15 protein-coding genes are annotated in these 18,264 nt (G+C 48.1%); 7 read left to right on the top strand and 8 right to left on the bottom strand.

What is annotated here, in order from left to right:
* Positions 1-102 precede the first annotated feature (102 nt).
* Positions 103-942, top strand: coding sequence for a sterol desaturase family protein (locus LRP49_RS23265; protein ID WP_274145798.1), 840 nt, complete (start codon positions 103-105; stop codon positions 940-942).
* Positions 943-959: 17 nt separating this feature from the next.
* On the top strand, positions 960-1,484 hold the full coding sequence (yjjX, locus tag LRP49_RS23260; protein WP_274145796.1) for an inosine/xanthosine triphosphatase: 525 nt from the start codon (positions 960-962) through the stop codon (positions 1,482-1,484).
* Positions 1,485-1,539: 55 nt separating this feature from the next.
* Here yjjX and trpR read toward each other — a convergent pair whose 3' ends face one another.
* Positions 1,540-1,833: a trp operon repressor gene (gene trpR, locus LRP49_RS23255; RefSeq protein WP_078750601.1), complete on the bottom strand. Its 294-nt coding sequence runs from the start codon at positions 1,831-1,833 to the stop codon at positions 1,540-1,542.
* Between the two features lie 62 nt (positions 1,834-1,895).
* Positions 1,896-3,869, bottom strand: a complete 1,974-nt coding sequence (gene sltY, locus LRP49_RS23250) for a murein transglycosylase (protein ID WP_274145794.1) — start codon at positions 3,867-3,869, stop codon at positions 1,896-1,898.
* A gap of 549 nt (positions 3,870-4,418) precedes the next feature.
* Here sltY and ettA point away from each other — a divergent pair.
* The 3 genes from ettA to LRP49_RS23235 all read left to right on the top strand — a co-directional run bounded on the left by ettA (position 4,419) and on the right by LRP49_RS23235 (position 7,693).
* Entirely contained in the window at positions 4,419-6,086 is a 1,668-nt protein-coding gene (ettA, locus tag LRP49_RS23245; protein WP_274145792.1) for an energy-dependent translational throttle protein EttA, read from the top strand.
* Between the two features lie 159 nt (positions 6,087-6,245).
* On the top strand, positions 6,246-6,617 hold the full coding sequence (locus LRP49_RS23240) for a PilZ domain-containing protein (protein ID WP_274145791.1): 372 nt from the start codon (positions 6,246-6,248) through the stop codon (positions 6,615-6,617).
* Between the two features lie 44 nt (positions 6,618-6,661).
* Positions 6,662-7,693: a M23 family metallopeptidase gene (locus tag LRP49_RS23235; RefSeq protein ID WP_274145789.1), complete on the top strand. Its 1,032-nt coding sequence runs from the start codon at positions 6,662-6,664 to the stop codon at positions 7,691-7,693.
* 63 nt (positions 7,694-7,756) lie between these two features.
* On the opposite strand, the gene radA is transcribed toward LRP49_RS23235, so the two are convergent.
* On the bottom strand, positions 7,757-9,136 hold the full coding sequence (gene radA / locus LRP49_RS23230) for a DNA repair protein RadA (protein WP_274145787.1): 1,380 nt from the start codon (positions 9,134-9,136) through the stop codon (positions 7,757-7,759).
* A 144-nt stretch (positions 9,137-9,280) separates the two neighbouring features.
* On the opposite strand from radA, the gene LRP49_RS23225 reads away from it, so the two are divergent.
* A complete protein-coding gene (locus tag LRP49_RS23225) occupies positions 9,281-11,617 on the top strand; it encodes a PilZ domain-containing protein (protein WP_274145785.1) in 2,337 nt (778 codons plus the stop codon).
* Positions 11,618-11,701: 84 nt separating this feature from the next.
* On the opposite strand, the gene serB is transcribed toward LRP49_RS23225, so the two are convergent.
* Complete coding sequence (serB, locus tag LRP49_RS23220; RefSeq protein ID WP_274145784.1) at positions 11,702-12,667, bottom strand: phosphoserine phosphatase; 966 nt, start codon at positions 12,665-12,667, stop codon at positions 11,702-11,704.
* Between the two features lie 179 nt (positions 12,668-12,846).
* On the opposite strand from serB, the gene LRP49_RS23215 reads away from it, so the two are divergent.
* Entirely contained in the window at positions 12,847-13,455 is a 609-nt protein-coding gene (locus LRP49_RS23215; protein ID WP_274145783.1) for a YtjB family periplasmic protein, read from the top strand.
* A 69-nt stretch (positions 13,456-13,524) separates the two neighbouring features.
* Here the strand turns inward: LRP49_RS23215 and deoD are convergent, their stop codons facing one another.
* The 4 genes from deoD to deoC form a co-directional block, all read right to left on the bottom strand.
* Positions 13,525-14,250 (bottom strand): purine-nucleoside phosphorylase, encoded by a 726-nt coding sequence (gene deoD / locus LRP49_RS23210; RefSeq protein WP_067419958.1) that lies wholly within the window; start codon positions 14,248-14,250, stop codon positions 13,525-13,527.
* Positions 14,251-14,338: 88 nt separating this feature from the next.
* Entirely contained in the window at positions 14,339-15,559 is a 1,221-nt protein-coding gene (locus tag LRP49_RS23205; RefSeq protein ID WP_274145780.1) for a phosphopentomutase, read from the bottom strand.
* Between the two features lie 11 nt (positions 15,560-15,570).
* Positions 15,571-16,902 carry a thymidine phosphorylase gene (gene deoA / locus LRP49_RS23200; RefSeq protein WP_274145779.1) on the bottom strand — a complete coding sequence of 444 codons (1,332 nt, stop codon included), beginning with the start codon at positions 16,900-16,902 and terminating at the stop codon, positions 15,571-15,573.
* A gap of 65 nt (positions 16,903-16,967) precedes the next feature.
* On the bottom strand, positions 16,968-17,741 hold the full coding sequence (deoC, locus tag LRP49_RS23195) for a deoxyribose-phosphate aldolase (RefSeq protein WP_274145777.1): 774 nt from the start codon (positions 17,739-17,741) through the stop codon (positions 16,968-16,970).
* Positions 17,742-18,264: the final 523 nt, after the last annotated feature.

Genomic DNA, 18,264 nt, shown 5'->3' with positions numbered 1-18,264 from the left:
CCCATTTGTTAGTCCAATAGACTAGCCATGCGGCGCACCACCCTCCCTCCATCTTCAATTATGTTAAGCTGGTATTAATACTCGCGACATGCAGGAGCAGACGTGCTGGAATACATCGAAGCCAGAGAAACGGTTTTCCGACTACTGACCTTTTTTTCCATTTTCGGGGCCATGGCACTCGCTGAGTGGCTCTTTCCAAAAAGGTTACTTACGGTCGCCAAAGCCAAGCGCTGGCTAAACAATATTTCCCTAATGATGCTAAATACGCTGGCGATACGCTTAATCTTCCCGATTGCGGCGGCTGGTTTTGCCGCCTGGTGTACCACTCAGGGATTTGGACTATTTAACCTAATCTCTGTGCCCATTTGGGTCGCCATTATTCTTTCCATCGTCGCGCTGGACGGCATCATTTGGCTTCAACACCGTATGTTCCACACTGTCCCCACTCTCTGGCGATTACACGCTGTGCACCATGCAGATAAAGACCTTGATGTCACATCAGGTGCACGTTTTCACACCATTGAAATCTTGCTCTCAATGGTGATCAAATTTTTCGCCATTGCCCTGTTGGGGGCACCTGCGGTTGCAGTGATTTTATTTGAAGTCATTCTTAGCGGTATGGCACTGTTTAATCACAGCAATGTCGCCATTCCAGCATCGATTGACCGATGGTTACGCGTCATTGTCGTCACACCAGATATGCACCGTATTCATCACTCAATCCATCGTCACGAAAGTGATGCTAACTTTGGCTTTAATCTCGCGATTTGGGACCGTATATTTCACACTTACAAAGCGGAACCTGACGACGGGCACTATGCAATGCGCATCGGAATATCGTCGCATCGGGATGATAAACAGGTGGTTTGGTTACCCGGTCTGCTTTCTCTGCCGTTTACCTTATTTCAGCGCACGCCAAACGAAACAAAGCGTTCACACTAGAAAGGAATATAACAACAATGACTAAAGTGATCGTTACGTCACTCAACCCTGCAAAAATCTCTGCGGTAGAAGCCGCTTTCCACGAAGTATTTCCGGATAACGACATGACGTTTGAGGGAATTTCAGTATCCAGCGACGTTGCAGATCAACCCATGACGAACGAGGAAACCTTAGCGGGCGCAAGAAACCGAATTCGAAACGCCAAAAAAGTGGTGGACGGTAACTTCTATGTCGGTGTCGAAGCGGGTATTGATGGTTGCTATACCTTCGCTTGGATGGTCGTTGAATCGGCAGAACGAGTGGGTGAATCACGATCGGCATCTGTCCCTTTGCCACCTCAAGCACTGGACGCATTGAAAACCGGCAAAGAGCTTGGCGATGTCATGGACGACATGTTTAACGAGCAAAACGTGAAACAAAAAGGCGGGGCGATCGGCATGCTAACGGGTCACCTACTCACTCGCAGCTCGGTGTACCATCAAGCACTGATTCTGGCCTTAATTCCGTTTATTAACCCAACCCTGTTTCCAGTTGAGTCCTAGACGCTAAATGCCAGATAAAACAAAGAAGGCCAGCAAATGCTGGCCTTCTTGATTGTTACTTTTCGAGCAGTTTCATCAGCCACGCTTTTTGATCATCATCCAACTGCTTGATCTCGTTAGATCCGCGCGTGATGGTTGCAATGCCCACACCCAGCATCTGGCTGAGTTGGCGTTGACTAACCTCTCCTTTCAACAACTCATTGACGATATTCACGCGTGCAATAAGTGCGGTTCTTTCATCTTGCGTTAGCAGCATTTTTAGAAGTTCTGCTTCTCGCCCTGAATCAATGGCTTTGTGAATCAAATCCAGCACGTCTTGCCAGTCAGAGTACTCTGGCGAATTTTGCATACTAACCTCGAACTCGAATTTCTCTCTGCCGCATTTTACTCAGAGCACGCCAACGGCTCAATCTAATAGCGTCGCTGCATTTCACTATCGTGCAAAAACTGTAACGGCAACCCTAACAGCTTGCGATAGTATATGTCATACATCAGTACGTTCTGTACATAGCCTCTCGTTTCCCGAAATGGGATTGCTTCAATAAACGCAATCGCATCGAGATTGCCATCTGACTCTTTAAGCCACTTATTCGCCCGGTGAGGCCCTGCGTTATAGGCTGCAAACGCCAGAATTCGGTTCTCATCAAACTGATCAAGCAACATACGAAGATACCCACTGCCCAATCGAATATTGATCCCAGGATCGCTCAATGTGCTTTTTCCCAGATAACGAAAACCCAACTTCTTCGACGTTTCTTTGGCCGTCGCTGGCATCAACTGCATGAGCCCGCGTGCGCCGACTGGCGATACCGCATTGGTATAAAACGCACTTTCCTGACGTGAAAGGGCCAGTAACGTCGTCAACGGTAAATCCCGCTCTTTACTGAAAAATTCAAACCACCAGCGATGAGCAACCGGGAATCGGTATTCTAGATGCCCCCACATTTTACCCGAGATGGTAGCTTGGACTGACAGGTGATACCACTTACTGTCTGTCGCAAACGCCGCCAACATGGCTTTTTCTTGCTGATCGGCCTGACTCAGTACGTTTTGCCATTCTCGTTTAGCTGCACTGACCTTATCCAAAATAAGCAGTTCACTGATCCTGGATAGTGCCGGACGGAATGGCTGAAGCGTTTCAATGTTCAATGATGTTGTTTGGTAAGGAATATCTATCGGTGCACCAAGGTGCATCGCCGCTGCAACGGAATAGAAGTTTCGTTCACCTAACAGTGCCGTAAACTGCTCTTTGGCAGCGTCACTGCCATGTTGTTCTTGGGTAATGCGCGCTTGCCAGTATCGCCACTTAATTTTGTCTTGTTCTTTTTCAGACATGGCACTCAACCAACGCGACATGTCTTTCCAATCATCATCCACTAAAGCAACGCGAAAACGACGCTCTAACAATGACTGATTGGCTGTTTGGCTTAGCCAGTGATCTCGCCATTTTTCAAGTGCCGCTTTGTCCGTCGACATCAAACGGCTTGCCACATAATCCGCCATTTCCTGCCGTTCATATTGATCGAAGTGCTGCCCGTCGGTCGTACGTTTAAATTGCTTTACCGCTTCACTGACATTGGTGCGCGCAAGACGCTCAAACGTGAGACGCGTCAGGCGTTGATTTAAGGAAGTAACTTTGCTTTTTTTCGAAAATGTCGCCACATTGCGGGGGTTATCGTACAAGGCAATCACCTGCTTGCCTTGTTGGGCGTCGCTGCCTGTTAATTGCTTTTGCAGATAACGCATCAGTGAGCGATTTCGCTTATCAAACGCCAGTAACATGCGGTCTAAGACCAATGCGTTATTGAGCTTCCCGCTTTTTTTGAGCACATCAAACAGCTTGTCACAGGCACTGTCTACCGAGGTGCCTGACAAGTAGAGAGATTTGGCACCAGAGAAAGCAAGTGCTTTGTCACCCGCTTGACTGTGCGCATAATAGTATTGGCATTGATAACGCTCCCCTCGTGGCACGTTAGGCTGAAACGCCAATAACGATTTCCACTGTCGCTTACTCGCCAGAGTATCGATGTAGCGCCCTCTCACGGTGCCAATAAATGGCAAGTCACTGTAAGTGTCGAGAAAGGTATCCAACTCGCTTTTTTTCGCACTACTCAATGAGCGAGTAAAGTCGCGATATTCAAGATACGGGTAAAGCGGGTAATCCTCGAGCTGCCGCTTGAGTTTTTTGAATGTGTTGATGTCATTACGTTTGATGGCAGAGACAGCTTCCTCATACTTCGTTCTCTGATCATCAATACTCAAGGCAAAACTGGCGGTTGCCTGAACTGAAACTAACGCAGCAAAACACACACTAACAATACGACGCATACCAACGGCCGACTTTTTACAGGCATTTGTAATTATTGAGTTTTCTATTGGTGGCATTCTAGACGCTTCTCCGTCGCGCAGATGATTTTAAGCTTATACCCAAACTACCATCCCAGCAGATTTTTGGTCGCTTTGTTTCTTCCTTTAGCCTTTCTGTATACCGTAAGTTATCGATGCCAGAAGACATTCAAATGACAAAACGAGACACTGATCCTGATGCATATCACTGTATGACGATTTGTTGTCCATTTTGGCTCACACCGTCTTGGTTGTGAAAATGAAGGGGTATCCCCTTTTTATTGGGTGTCTGGCACGCAAAATGGTTCCGCAGCAAAAGGAAATTCGAGTGATCTTAACCGATAAGAAGGGTAACGAAATGTAATCCACTCGCTGGTAAGGCGTGTAGTACAGAAAACGGAGAGGTTGTAACCGACTGTAACGCTGAGGCTTCTACTGTTAACGTTGTACAGGTTCCTCCAAGTAAACGCATTTTTAGAGCTTGATCACGATAAGAAATTAGCACGTCAAAACCTGCATCTTGGCACCGTTTCAGTATAGAATACTCGATTACTATTCATTCTTATCGACAAGAGAACGCGAGCAGAAATGGCTGAGTACGTTTATACCATGTCGCGCGTTGGCAAAATCGTGCCACCGAAGCGTCAGATTCTGAAAGACATCTCTCTGTGCTTTTTCCCAGGAGCCAAAATTGGCGTATTGGGTTTGAACGGTGCAGGTAAATCTACCCTTCTTCGCATTATGGCTGGTATCGATACCGATATCGAAGGTGAAGCGCGCGCGCAACCTGGCATTAAAGTAGGTTACCTGCCTCAGGAACCAAAACTGGACGAAGAAAAAACTGTTCGTGAAACCGTTGAAGAAGCGGTTGCAGACGTTGCAGGTGCACTATCTCGTCTGGACCAAGTTTACGCGGCATACGCTGAACCTGATGCAGATTTTGACGCACTGGCGAAAGAGCAAGGCGATCTGGAAGCATTGATCCAAGCAAAAGACGGCCACAATCTTGATAATGCCCTTGAACGTGCTGCGGATGCGCTACGTCTTCCAGAATGGGATGCAAAAATTAAGCATCTTTCTGGTGGTGAGCGTCGCCGTGTTGCGATCTGTCGTCTTCTTCTAGAAAAACCTGACATGCTGCTGCTTGACGAACCAACGAACCACTTGGACGCAGAGTCAGTGGGCTGGTTGGAGCGCTTCTTGGTAGATTACAGCGGTACTGTTGTGGCAATCACGCACGACCGTTACTTCCTAGATAACGCTGCAGGCTGGATTCTTGAACTTGACCGTGGTGAAGGTATTCCATGGGAAGGTAACTACACCTCATGGCTTGAGCAGAAAGATGCACGTCTTCAACAAGAAGCGTCTTCTGAAAAAGCACGTCAGAAAACCATCGAGAAAGAACTTGAGTGGGTTCGTCAAAACCCTAAAGGTCGTCAGGCGAAATCTAAAGCGCGTATGGCACGCTTTGAAGAGCTTAACAGCACTGATCACCAAAGACGTAACGAAACCAACGAACTGTTCATCCCACCTGGCTTGCGCCTTGGTGACAAAGTTATCGAAGTGAACAACCTCACCAAATCATTTGGTGATCGCGTTCTGATCGATGACTTGTCTTTCAGCATGCCTAAAGGTGCAATCGTTGGCATCATCGGTGCGAACGGTGCAGGTAAATCGACCCTATTCAAAATGCTAAGCGGCACAGAGCAGCCTGATAGCGGTACTATCGAGTTAGGTGAAACTGTACAACTGGCGTCTGTTGATCAGTTCCGTGACAGCATGGATGACAACAACACCGTTTATCAGGAAATTTCAGAAGGTGCGGAAATTATCCGTATCAACAACTTTGAACTTCCTGCTCGCGCTTACTGTTCACGCTTTAACTTCAAAGGCAGCGATCAGCAAAAACGCATCGGCGATTTGTCTGGGGGTGAACGTAACCGTGTTCACTTGGCAAAACTGCTGAAAGCGGGCGGTAACGTACTGCTTCTCGATGAACCAACCAATGACTTGGACGTAGAAACCCTGCGTGCATTGGAAGAAGCTCTGCTTGAATTCCCTGGCTGTGCCATGGTTATCTCGCACGACCGTTGGTTCCTTGACCGTATTGCGACCCACATTCTTGATTACCGCGACGAAGGTAAAGTGAACTTCTTCGAAGGTAACTACAACGAATACAGTGAGTGGCTGAAGCAAACGCTGGGTGCACAAGCGGCGCAACCACACCGCATGAAATACAAGCGCGTAACCAAGTAATCCTTTTACGTCTTGTTAATAGGGTCACGTTTGTGGCCCTTTTTTTATGCTTCGAAACACTTTTAAGACGAGCTGTTCATCACGGAGACGAACTAACGAAGTAGAGATATAGCCTCGTCTCTCCTACACTTTGTGTAAATCCGACCGAGGAATTGTTAAATGCAGGAACGTCGTCAATTCTCCCGAGTAATTTATCGGGTCCCCGCCACCATCCGGCAGGGTGATCGCTCATGGAGCTCAAAAGTTCTCGACCTGTCCTTAAAAGGTGCGTTGCTTTCTGCACCTATCGATTGGACGACAGGCAACAATGAAGACTATTGGGTAACGTTTTCACTCGGTGAGTCTGATATTACACTGGATATGGAATTGAGATTGATTCAAGAAAATGGCGAATATTTGCGTTTTCTTATCGATCATATAGACATCGACAGTGCTAGCCATTTAAAACGTCTTGTCGAACTGAATGTCGGAAACGATGATTTGCTCCACCGTGAATTAGCACAACTGACAGATCTGAAAGATTCCGTATAATTCACCTGTTTTTTCAGCGCATAAGTACATGTAGTAGTCGTATCATGCCCCACAATATTCGAATTGCAGTTTCCCACGCGAATGGCTCCCGCCATTTCGTACTGTCTCCGACACTGAAAAAAGTGCTCTTGTCGATGCTTGCAACCTTGATCGTTGCTATCTTCGCCAGCATCGCCACGATTTATTACCTGAATCACCGCTCGACCACCGCCGAAGTCTCTTTGAAAAACATGACAGAACAGAGCACTGAGTTGTCTGGTCAACTGGAATCGCTGAACCAACAACGACAGCAACTTGAACAGCTCATCAGCAATAAAGAAGAAGAATACGCGCAAATCATTGAAGACAAAGACAGCCAGCTGAATTACCTCACTAAACGCGTATCAACGGTAGAAGAGGTATTAGGCCTAGAAAAAGATGACGCTAGCCTACCACTGGCTGATCGTTTGGACGTTGCCGCCATCAACTCAGCAGTTCGCGCTACCATGTTGCAGCTTATTCCGAGTGGTAAGCCCATCGAAAGCTATCGCCGTTCATCTGGCTATGGCTCTCGCACGCATCCAGTAACTGGCAACAAGAAATTTCACTTAGGGCTGGATCTCACCGCAGATATTGGTACGCCCGTGTATGCACCTGCCGATGGTGTGGTGGAATACAAACGCCCAAGTCGCAAGAAAGGCTATGGCAACCTACTTAAAATCGATCATGCCTTTGGTTTTATGACGCTTTATGCGCATTTAGACAAGTTCAACGTGAACACGGGTGAGTTCGTGAAGAAAGGGGATTTAATAGGCTGGTCAGGCAATACTGGACTGTCCACTGGACCACACCTTCATTATGAAGTGCGCTTCTTGGGCAGGGCTCTAAATCCAAAGAACTTTATCGCATGGACACCAGATAACTTCGAATCTTTGTTCAAAACTGAAGAGAAGGTGAAGTGGGTAAATCTCGTGAAGATCGTGGAAAGCATGGTCTCAACTCAGGTTCAATTGGCATCGGATGCTGTAAATAGCGCACAACCGGTAAAAGAACCCGAGGGGGATACAACCCTCGCGTCGACAACGATGAATAAGTAATACGATGTTAAATAAAAACATCATTAAAAAGGAAAGGTACTGGCGTACCTTTCCTTCTGTTTTTTAATCAAACTCATCGAGCGCGGCTAAAGCATCTGAGAGTTTGTTCACGCCATACACTTTCATGCCCGGCATGTCTTTTTTCGGCGCATTGGCCATAGGTACAACCGCCCGTTTAAAGCCATGCTTCGCAGCTTCCATAAGCCGCTCTTGGCCACTTGGTACTGGACGTATTTCACCAGCAAGACCCACTTCCCCAAACACGACCAAATCTTTGGGTAATGGACGATCACGGAAGCTGGAAATAAGGGCAAGCAGCAAGGCCAAATCAGCACTGGTTTCGGTGACTTTCACACCACCAACCACATTGACGAACACGTCCTGATCAGACATTTGTAAGCCGCCGTGCTTGTGCAACACCGCCAACAACAATGCTAATCGGTTTTGCTCAAGACCGACTGCGACACGACGAGGATTAGCCAATTGACTGTAATCCACCAATGCCTGTAGCTCGACAAGCAATGGACGCGTCCCTTCCCAAAGTACCATGACAGAGCTGCCGGAAGTGGCTTCTTCACCGCGACTCAAAAAGATCGCAGAAGGGTTACTGACTTCGCGAAGCCCTTGGCCAGTCATTGCAAAGACACCTAGCTCATTCACCGCGCCAAAACGGTTTTTGTGGCTGCGTAAGGTACGGAAACGGCTGTCACTAGACCCGTCTAACATCACCGAGCAGTCAATGCAGTGCTCAAGCACTTTCGGGCCCGCCAATGTGCCGTCTTTGGTCACGTGACCTACCATGAAAATCGCCACGTTGTGCTGTTTGGCATAGCGCGTTAATGCTGCGGCAGATTCACGGACCTGTGCCACGCTGCCTGGCGCGGACGCAATGTCAGCGCAGTGCATCACCTGAATCGAGTCAATAACCATGATTTTTGGCTGTTCTTGGCGAGCAATTTGGCAAATGGTTTCGACGTTGGTTTCAGACAGCATTTTGAGCTTGTCTTTCGGCAAACCAAGGCGCTCTGCCCGCATAGCAACCTGCTGAAGCGACTCTTCACCTGTGACATACAGGGTTGGCATCTGACTTGCCAGCCAGCACATGGTTTGCAGTAACAGCGTACTTTTACCTGCGCCTGGGCTACCGCCGATTAATATGGCTGCGCCCGGCACGATACCGCCACCCAACACGCGGTCCAGCTCTTTAAAACCGCTGGTAAAGCGTGGTACTTCCTGAAGGTCGATGGCTGAAAGGGTTTGAACTTTTGCCTCTGTCGTCCCGGCGTAACCCGCATATTTTTCTGCACGAGCCACTTGCGGCGACGCGGCTAAACGCACTTCCGTGATCGTGTTCCAAGCACCACAGGCTGAACACTGCCCCTGCCAACGAGGGTAATCAGCACCGCAATCGTTACACACGTAGGCGCGTTTTGTTTTAGACATGCTATCTCCCAGCCACACCGTCTGTGCCGCAGGTTTGCGAGACACAGCAAGTTTAAATAACTCTTCGCGAATATCGCGAGAAAACAGGTAAACTATGGCCTTATCAAGCCGATAGTAAGTCTCAGGATTCTACCAGATTTTATAATGATGAAGGACCACGATCAGCCACTCTTCGATCAACTGCTGCCTCTTTACGACAAAGAGGGGTTCGATGAATTGCTGCATAAACTCACACAACAGCTATCCAACCCAGAACGCCTGCTTCTCAAGATGGAAGTGCGTCGATTGATGACGCCATTCCCTAAGGCCATCGATCTTCGTGGCAAGGTGATGGGTACTTGTCGACAATACGTTTTGAACGACCAATACCACTGGTTGGATGATGTCGCGATTAACCTTTACCACCGCCGATTAGATATTTACCAAGGCCAATTAACCCAAGGACTATGGGAAGAGCTTCACAACACACCCAACAGCCACAGAACAATCCAAAAGACGGGAGAAATCTATGAAGATTTCTCAGATGAAACGGTCGAAGCGCAACCTATCAAATTTGGTCAATACCTTTCGCGCTCCGAAAATCGCATCCAGTTATCCACCCGCATTCAGGTGTTTCTTTCAAATGGCACTGAGATAAATGGATCCACCGTTGATCTGTCTAACTCTGGTATGCAGGTAAAACTGCCGTCATCGTTTGTTTATGATGTTGGCTCAACCATCATTGTTTACTTTCCGCAACTCGGTGACGAATGTCAGTTACCAGAACTGTTCAGTGGGCTGAAATACCGTATTGTTGGCAAAGAGCTGAACCTTGTTCGCGATAACTTTCAGCGTATCCGCTTACGATTAGTCACCAGTACCGACGCAGTGAAAGACGCGATTACCATTAAGCTGTCTCAAAACAGTGTTAAAACACGTCAAGAAAATGCGGATAAGTTTCTGACGACACGCGCGCGTTGTTTCGAGCAGATTTTTCTGGAGCAAACGCCGTCGCTGCAGGTTTTCTTTAGCAACGAGTCGTTAAAGTATGGCTTGCTCACCGAGCACAATAGAGGGCTTTGGGAGTACTGGCATGATGAGCGAAACCAGCCGGTTATTGATAGGCTTTTTTCAGCCAAGCGACTTCAACATCTAGCATTGAAAGGTTTAACGACCAGCGAAACCCTTATTTATTGTTTCAGCCATGAACATGCAGGAAAAACATTCTTCTTCTCTGCTTGCCCAACGGAGTTAACCTCTGAGCAACGCCACCTGTTTTGGCACGTGGGAAGCTCCAGAGCCTCATGGCGCGTACTTCGTGTCACGATGGCAGCAATCAGTGCCGAAGATGCTGAACGCCTTCAAGAGGTTTCTCCTGCGTACATCAGCCAGATTGATGAATTGACGCATATCGCGACCATTCAAGACCTCACGCAATCACACGTCAATACGGATTTTCGTTTGCCTAGCAAACCTAAGCTACCATCGAAAACACTGAACCAATTTGTCCATACGCGTGATCCTATCTCGCGTATCGAAGCGGTACCTTCTCAGTTAGCCCCTCAACGCAAGGAAGAGCGTTTTCAACACCGCACCAGTACCACGCTTATCCACCATTTAAGTGGAGAGATCGAGGGTGAAACTATCGACTTCTCACCTAATGGGTTGAACGTTGTACTGACGCGACCATTCGGTGGCAACAAAGATCAGGAGGTCTCCGTGACCTTTACTGACCTTAAGCGCCTTGACCCGAATGCACCACTTGCAAACGTACCCTATAAAGTGGTTCGCATCAGTGCTGATCGCAGTACCATTCAGTTATCACTGGTGAAAGATAGATACAGCGACAACCGAAGTGGCTATCTACAGCGTCTCATTGAGCATAATCGCCATAAACTCGCTGTCGACTATGAAGTGTTACCCGATGCGCCATTGGTGCACGCCATGCACCAGATGTTGCTGACTCGACTTTCAACGATTCCGTACTTTTTAATGCTTCGCGGAGAAACCCTTCACTTGGCAGCAATCGGCGCGAACTATCCAGGGTCTGACCTCAATCGCCTGTTGGAAAGTAAAGCGGCACAAGGGCGTATGTCATTGGCCCCGATATTGGGCAATCACCTGATGAAATACGCCAGTGGTGTGACAAGGCAACGCAATCGCTTATCTCAAGTCAAACATGAAGTGTATATCGCTGTAGAATTTGAGAATAATGTGGTCGCAAACATTAAGTCACGTCCACTTGAAAGCTTCACGACACCTGAAGAACGTAAGTTTTTTATCAGCCAAGCCAAAAAACGCGGTAAGTTTTATGCGATAAGGAACTGGTTGCAGCCCATCGAGGATGGCAGCCAATGGCTATCACCTGAGGCCCTAGATCCACTCGTTGCACTTTCCACACAACGTGCACGACAGCTTGAAATGGAGTTTGCCGATCTGGCTGTCTACGGTGAGATGAGTGACATCACGGACGAAGTGTTATTGCGGCTTGAGGTGAACTAGGTCTTTTTCTGTTTGGCCCAAAATAATCACCAAAACAAAAATGGCCACGACAATCGTGGCCATTTTTATCTCAACTTTTTAGCGTTACCAACCCAATCGCTGTGGCAGTAACGAGGCGGATAACACACACATCACACCGCCTAAGTCCGCGTGTTTGACAGATACTTGCGCTAATTCCTGCACTTTGGGCTTAGCATGATATGCAATGCCAAGGCCTGCTGCTGACATCATGGTCAGGTCATTCGCGCCATCGCCAATTGCGAGCGTATTTGCCTGTGTCAGATCATAGCTTTCTGCCAGATCACGCAGGATATCTGCTTTGCGTTGCGCATCAACAATGGTGCCTGCAACTTCACCCGTGAGCTTGCCATTTTCAATCACAAGCTGGTTTGACTCTGCATATGCCAACGAAAGATCACTTTTGAGCTTGTCAGAGAACCAAGTGAAACCGCCAGATGCGATGGCGACTTTCCAACCACGAGCCTGCATTGTCGCCGTTAAGCGCTTCATACCCGGCATGTAAGGAATCGTGTTTCTCACTTGCTCTAGCACAGACACATCGGTGCCTTTCAAGGTCGCTACACGTTCACGAAGGCTAGCTTCAAAGTCCAGTTCACCTCGCATCGCGCGCTCAGTGACTTCCGATACTTTTTCACCCACACCCGCCAGCTTGGCAATTTCGTCGATACATTCGATTTGAATGGCCGTCGAGTCCATATCAAAGACCGCAAGGCCAGGTTCATTGAGGCTAGGGATATTGTCTAACAGTGCGCAATCAAACGCCCAAGCGTCACAGAGGGCAACCACTTCCGGAGTTAACTCTCCGCGCATAAGAAGAACGTCATAAGGGCCAACTGTCCACCCCATAATGGGGGCTGCGTACTCCCCAGTCAGAAATTCGAGATCATTAAGAAACGCGGCACTCACATGAGTCCCGTATACTAACCAACCCGCTTGACGGCAGTCAGACGTGCGAAACGAACGTAGTGAAGGAAAACGATTATAAAGTTTGGTGTGCTTTTTTATTGAATAAAGCGAGGCTGCATCCATTGCATAAAGTCCTTATCAAAATCTGACATTACTATATCAAACTCTTTTCATCATCGCAGTAGTATGACCCAGAGCCTAACTCCAAGGGTTTCTTGCTTTTTTTCCGCATGAACATCAAACTGAGCTGTCGCTGATTGATTGCACTGCTCTTTTCGAGCAACCTTTAGCTTGGACAGCATATGCTACAAATAAATAAAAAACGCCTAAAACGACTCTGGCAATTTATTGTCATTGTTGCCTGTTTCGGTACTGTCTTGATGCTGTTTATGTACAGCAATCAGCTCAACCACCGTAACTACAAGATGCTCTATGATCAGACCGAATCTCTGTCTCGAGTTATTTTACGTCAAGCCGCAGCCACTGCTTACACTGCCATTTCTGGTGATGACGTGGAAACACTCCAATTATTGGTTTCAAACCTTCAAGAAGAGCCGCTGATTCTGGATGCAGCAGTTTACGATGTGCGTGGCAACGTTCTGGCTACCTCGGTAGGTGCTATGCCCTTAGAGCAATTAACAGGGCTAAATACGCCTCTGGCTGTTGCCAGTATTGGACGACAACAATTGGTTGAGCCTGTTGCTCATGGCGGACACATCACAGGATTTGTTCGCATTACGCTTGAACACGGCAATGTCATCAAAGCGGCATCAAACCGCCTTGAGCAAAGCATTAATTTGGTGCGAGCAATGATATTGGTTGCGTTGGTGACAGGTGCATTGTTGATCTTTACGTTTGCGAACCGGAAAGACATATGGCGTTCAACCTTCCTGCTGAAGAACAACGACTGAAGATTGAATTGCGGAATATAAAAAAGGATGGCCAAAGCCATCCTTTTTTCTTGCAAGAAGATGTGCGAATTACGCTTCTTCTGCGTCACCCAGAAGAACTGATTCTAGAGCGATTTCGATCATTTCGTTGAACGTGGTTTGACGCTCTTCAGACGTGGTTTGTTCGCCAGTCTTGATGTGGTCAGACACAGTACAGATAGTCAGTGCTTTCGCGCCGAACTCTGCAGCAACACCGTAGATACCCGCCGCTTCCATTTCAACACCCAGGATGCCGTACTTCGCCATAGTGTCGAAGAATGCTGGCTCAGGAGAGTAGAACAGGTCTGCAGAGAAGATGTTACCAACACGTACGTTGATGCCTTTTGCTTTCGCTGCGTCAACTGCGTTACGAGTCATGTCGAAGTCAGCGATTGCTGCAAAGTCATGGCCGTTGAAACGGGTACGGTTGATTTTCGCATCAGTAGATGCGCCAACACCGATGATAACTTCACGCAGTTTTACGTCTTCACGCACTGCACCACAGCTACCTACACGGATGATTTTCTTCACGCCGAAGTCTTTGATCAGCTCAGTGGTGTAGATTGAGCATGATGGGATACCCATACCGTGGCCCATAACAGAAATCTTACGGCCTTTGTAAGTACCGGTGTAACCGAACATGTTGCGAACGTCACAAACTTGTTTCACGTCATCCAGGAAAGTTTCTGCAATGTATTTCGCGCGCAGCGGATCGCCAGGCATCAGAACTACGTCTGCAAAATCACCCATTTCGGCATTGATATGTGGAGTTGCCATTTTTTATTTCCTTTTGATCAAAATTCGGAGTTAACCCGACGCTAATCGGGCCATCATCACCTGACGATGGCCGGAATTTCCTTTGGAATTACAGGAAAGATTTTCCGAATTCCATGTCTGACGTACCGAAGTACTTCGCCAGTGTCTGGCCGATGTCGGCAAAAGTCTCACGACGACCCAAAGAGCCTGCCGGTACTTTCTTACCAAACACCAACACAGGAATGTGTTCACGTGTGTGATCAGAGCCTTCCCACGTTGGATCACAACCGTGATCCGCCGTCAGGATTAGGATATCGTCTTCACCCATCATCTCTGTGATCTCAGGCAAACGCTTGTCAAAATATTCCAGCGCAGCGGCATAACCTGCAACGTTACGGCGGTGACCGTAATGTGAGTCGAAATCAACAAAGTTGGTGAATACGATGCTGTTCTCACCCGCTTCTTTCATCATGTCTTTGGTTGCATCAAACAATGCTTCCAAACCTGTCGCTTTCACTTTCTTGGTGATACCGCAGTTAGCGTAGATGTCTGCAATCTTACCGATCGAGATAACTTCACCATTCTTTTCTTCAACCAGCTTTTGCAGCACGGTTGCTGAAGGTGGCTCAACAGACAGGTCACGACGGTTACCTGTACGCTCGAACTTGCCTTTACCTGAGCCTACAAATGGGCGCGCGATAACGCGACCGATGTTGTAGTCTTCCAGCTCTTCACGAGCGATTTGGCAAAGCTCAAGCAGGCGATCAAGACCAAAGGTCTCTTCATGACACGCGATTTGGAATACGGAGTCCGCTGAGGTGTAGAAAATTGGCAAGCCAGTTTTCATGTGCTCTTCACCCAGATCATCAAGGATCTCGGTGCCTGATGCGTGACAGTTACCCAAGTAATCAGGGATACCTGCGCGCGCCAGAATACGGTCAGTCAGCTCTTTCGGGAAGCTGTTTTGCTTGTCGGTGAAGTAACCCCAATCAAACAGGACAGGTACACCTGCAATTTCCCAGTGACCCGACGGGGTATCTTTACCGGAAGACAGCTCAGCAGCGTGGCCGTAAGCCGCAACGATGTTCGCATTCGCATCCAAACCTTCTGGGAAGTAACCCGAAGATTCTTCACAGGCTTTTGCAAGACCCATCGCACTCAAATTTGGCAGCGTCAAAGGACCTTCACGGTCTGCATTGTTCGCATTGCCTTCGGCACACGCTTTTGCGATAGAGCCTAGGGTGTTTGCACCTACATCACCAAATTTATGTGCATCTTCCGTTGCACCAATTCCGAAAGAATCCAGAACCAAAATAATCGCGCGTTTCATGATCGCCTCCTTTAGACGTCTTGTGGGCCGATCTGGCGGTACACTTCTGGCGTCGCTTCTGGCGCATCATCAGTAATGCGCATCGCGGCTTGAAGTTGCTCCGCAGCTTGTTGCCATTCTGCTTCATCCTTAGCATGAACAACCGCCAGCGGCGTGGTGCTGTCAGCCTGCATACCCAAACGGATAACGTCACTGAAGCCCACAGAATAATCAATTGTATCGCTTGCAACGCGGCGTCCGCCGCCTAGACCAACAACTGCCATGCCAATAGCACGGGTATCCATCGCGGATACAAAGCCAGGGGTCTGCGCAAACACAGGTTTGATTACGTTTGCTGTTGCTAAATATTTGCTGTAATTCTCGACAAAATCGAGCGGACCACCCAAGCCTGCCACCATCTTGCCAAAGCATTCCGCTGCCTTACCGTTGTCCAGCACTGCTTGCAGTTTGTTCATCGCTTCCGCTTTGTCTTTTGCAAGGCCGCTGATCATCAGCATTTCGGCACACAATGCCATGGTGACGTTGTAAAGGCGAGGGTTTCGGTATTCACCGGTCAGGAACTGAACGGCCTCTTTCACTTCAAGCGCGTTACCCGCACTGGAAGCCAAAACTTGGTTCATATCGGTCAGCAATGAACTTGTACGGGTACCCGCACCATTTGCTACCGCTACGATAGATTTTGCTAGCTCTTCTGACTGTTCGTAAGTTGGCATAAATGCGCCAGAACCTACTTTCACATCCATCACCAACGACTCTAGGCCTGCTGCCAGTTTCTTGGAAAGGATAGATGCGGTGATCAGAGAGATATTGTCTACGGTTGCCGTCACATCACGTGTCGCGTAGACACGCTTGTCAGCCGGTGCCAAATCACCAGTTTGGCCAATAATTGCCACACCTGCGTCTTTGGTCACTTTACCGAAAATGTCGTTTGTAGGGGTGATGTTGTAGCCAGGAATGGCTTCCAACTTATCCAGCGTACCGCCAGTATGCCCCAGACCACGACCCGAGATCATTGGGACATAACCACCACATGCTGCCACCATTGGGCCAAGCATCAGTGACGTCACATCACCCACACCGCCAGTGCTGTGTTTGTCGACAATCGGGCCATCAAAATTCATGTGTGACCAATCAATGACCATGCCGGAATCACGCATTGCACACGTCAGTGCGACACGCTCATCCATGGTCATGTCATTGAAGTACACGGCCATGGCAAATGCTGCGATCTGTCCTTCAGAGACAGTCTCTTTGGCAATGCCCTGGATAAAGAAATTAATTTCATCAGTTGTCAGCGCAACGTTATCGCGTTTCTTTCTGATGATTTCCTGAGGAAGGTACATAGTGCGACCTCGCAACCAAGTGAATTCGCGTTAACGGGGAATGCGAACATTCCCCTCAGAAAGGCTTAGTAGCCACCTTCCGCTGCTTTATCACCTTCACCCAGCGTGTGGAGTAGGTTCGCTAGCAGGCTTGATGCACCGAAACGGTAGTGTGCGTTATCCGCCCATTCACCGCCTAGGATACGGTCAGCCATCGCTAGGTATTCTGCTGCATCTTCAGCAGTACGCACACCGCCAGCTGGTTTGAAACCAACGGTTTCAGCAACACCCATGTCTTTGATAACAGTCAGCATGATTTCTGCTGATTCTGGGGTCGCGTTTACAGGTACTTTACCGGTAGATGTTTTGATGAAGTCTGCACCAGCTTCGATACAGATTTCTGATGCACGCTTGATCAACGCAGCGTCTTTCAGTTCACCCGTTTCGATGATCACTTTCAGCGTTACTTCGCCACATGCTTCTTTACATTGCTTAACTAGCTCGAAGCCTGTTTTCTCATCGCCTGCGATCAACGTGCGGTAAGGGAATACCACATCAACTTCGTCTGCACCGTACGCAACCGCTGCCTTCGTTTCTGCAACCGCAATTTCGATGTCATCATTGCCGTGAGGGAAGTTAGTCACAGTAGCAATTTTAATGTCTGGGGTGCCTTGCTCGCGAAGTTGTTTCTTCGCTACAGGGATAAAGCGTGGGTAGATGCAGATAGCAGCAGTGTTACCTACTGATGTTTTCGCGTTCTTACACAGTTCGATCACTTTCGCATCTGTGTCGTCATCGTTTAGGGTGGTCAGGTCCATCAGTTTAAGGGCACGAAGGGCTGCTGCTTTTAGATCGCTCATGACTTTCTCCAGTCTAAATACTCAAAACCAAGTAACAAGTTGCAGTACGGGTCAGTGTGTACTCACAACTTGATGAGCGGACTTGGCTCCTTGAAGTTTGGCTTGTGCTTTCGGCTTTGCCAATCAACATTCCATGTTGCCGCACACATACCAGCAAGCTGGCTGTGTTATTCAAACCACGACATGCATTACGCCGTTAGCTTGAACAGAAAAGTTCTACTGTTTCCGCTGTCACTGCAAAACAGAAGTGAAAATATATGAAAGACCACTTCCGAATCTTTGACAGTGCTCACCAATTTTATCAATGTTCTTCAACCAGCACTAGGTGTTACCTGTTTCTGTTGAAAAACACTTTGTTGCTAGAAAGGCATTTCTAAAATGTCACCGGCAGGAATACGCCTTTGTGTTTAGATATTACACCACTCTATCTGGCTGCAAACACATCGGGTGTCTTAATGCTGCTTAAATAATTCAACTTACTGTCCGCTGTTCTTTACGCACAAAAAAACCGCCTCACAAGGAG

It is taken from the genome of Enterovibrio qingdaonensis (genome assembly GCF_028683135.1).
GTDB classification, from domain to species: Bacteria; Pseudomonadota; Gammaproteobacteria; order Enterobacterales; family Vibrionaceae; genus Enterovibrio; species Enterovibrio qingdaonensis.
Note: the sequence above shows the minus strand (reverse complement) of the source record. Positions and strands in the feature narration are given on the sequence as shown.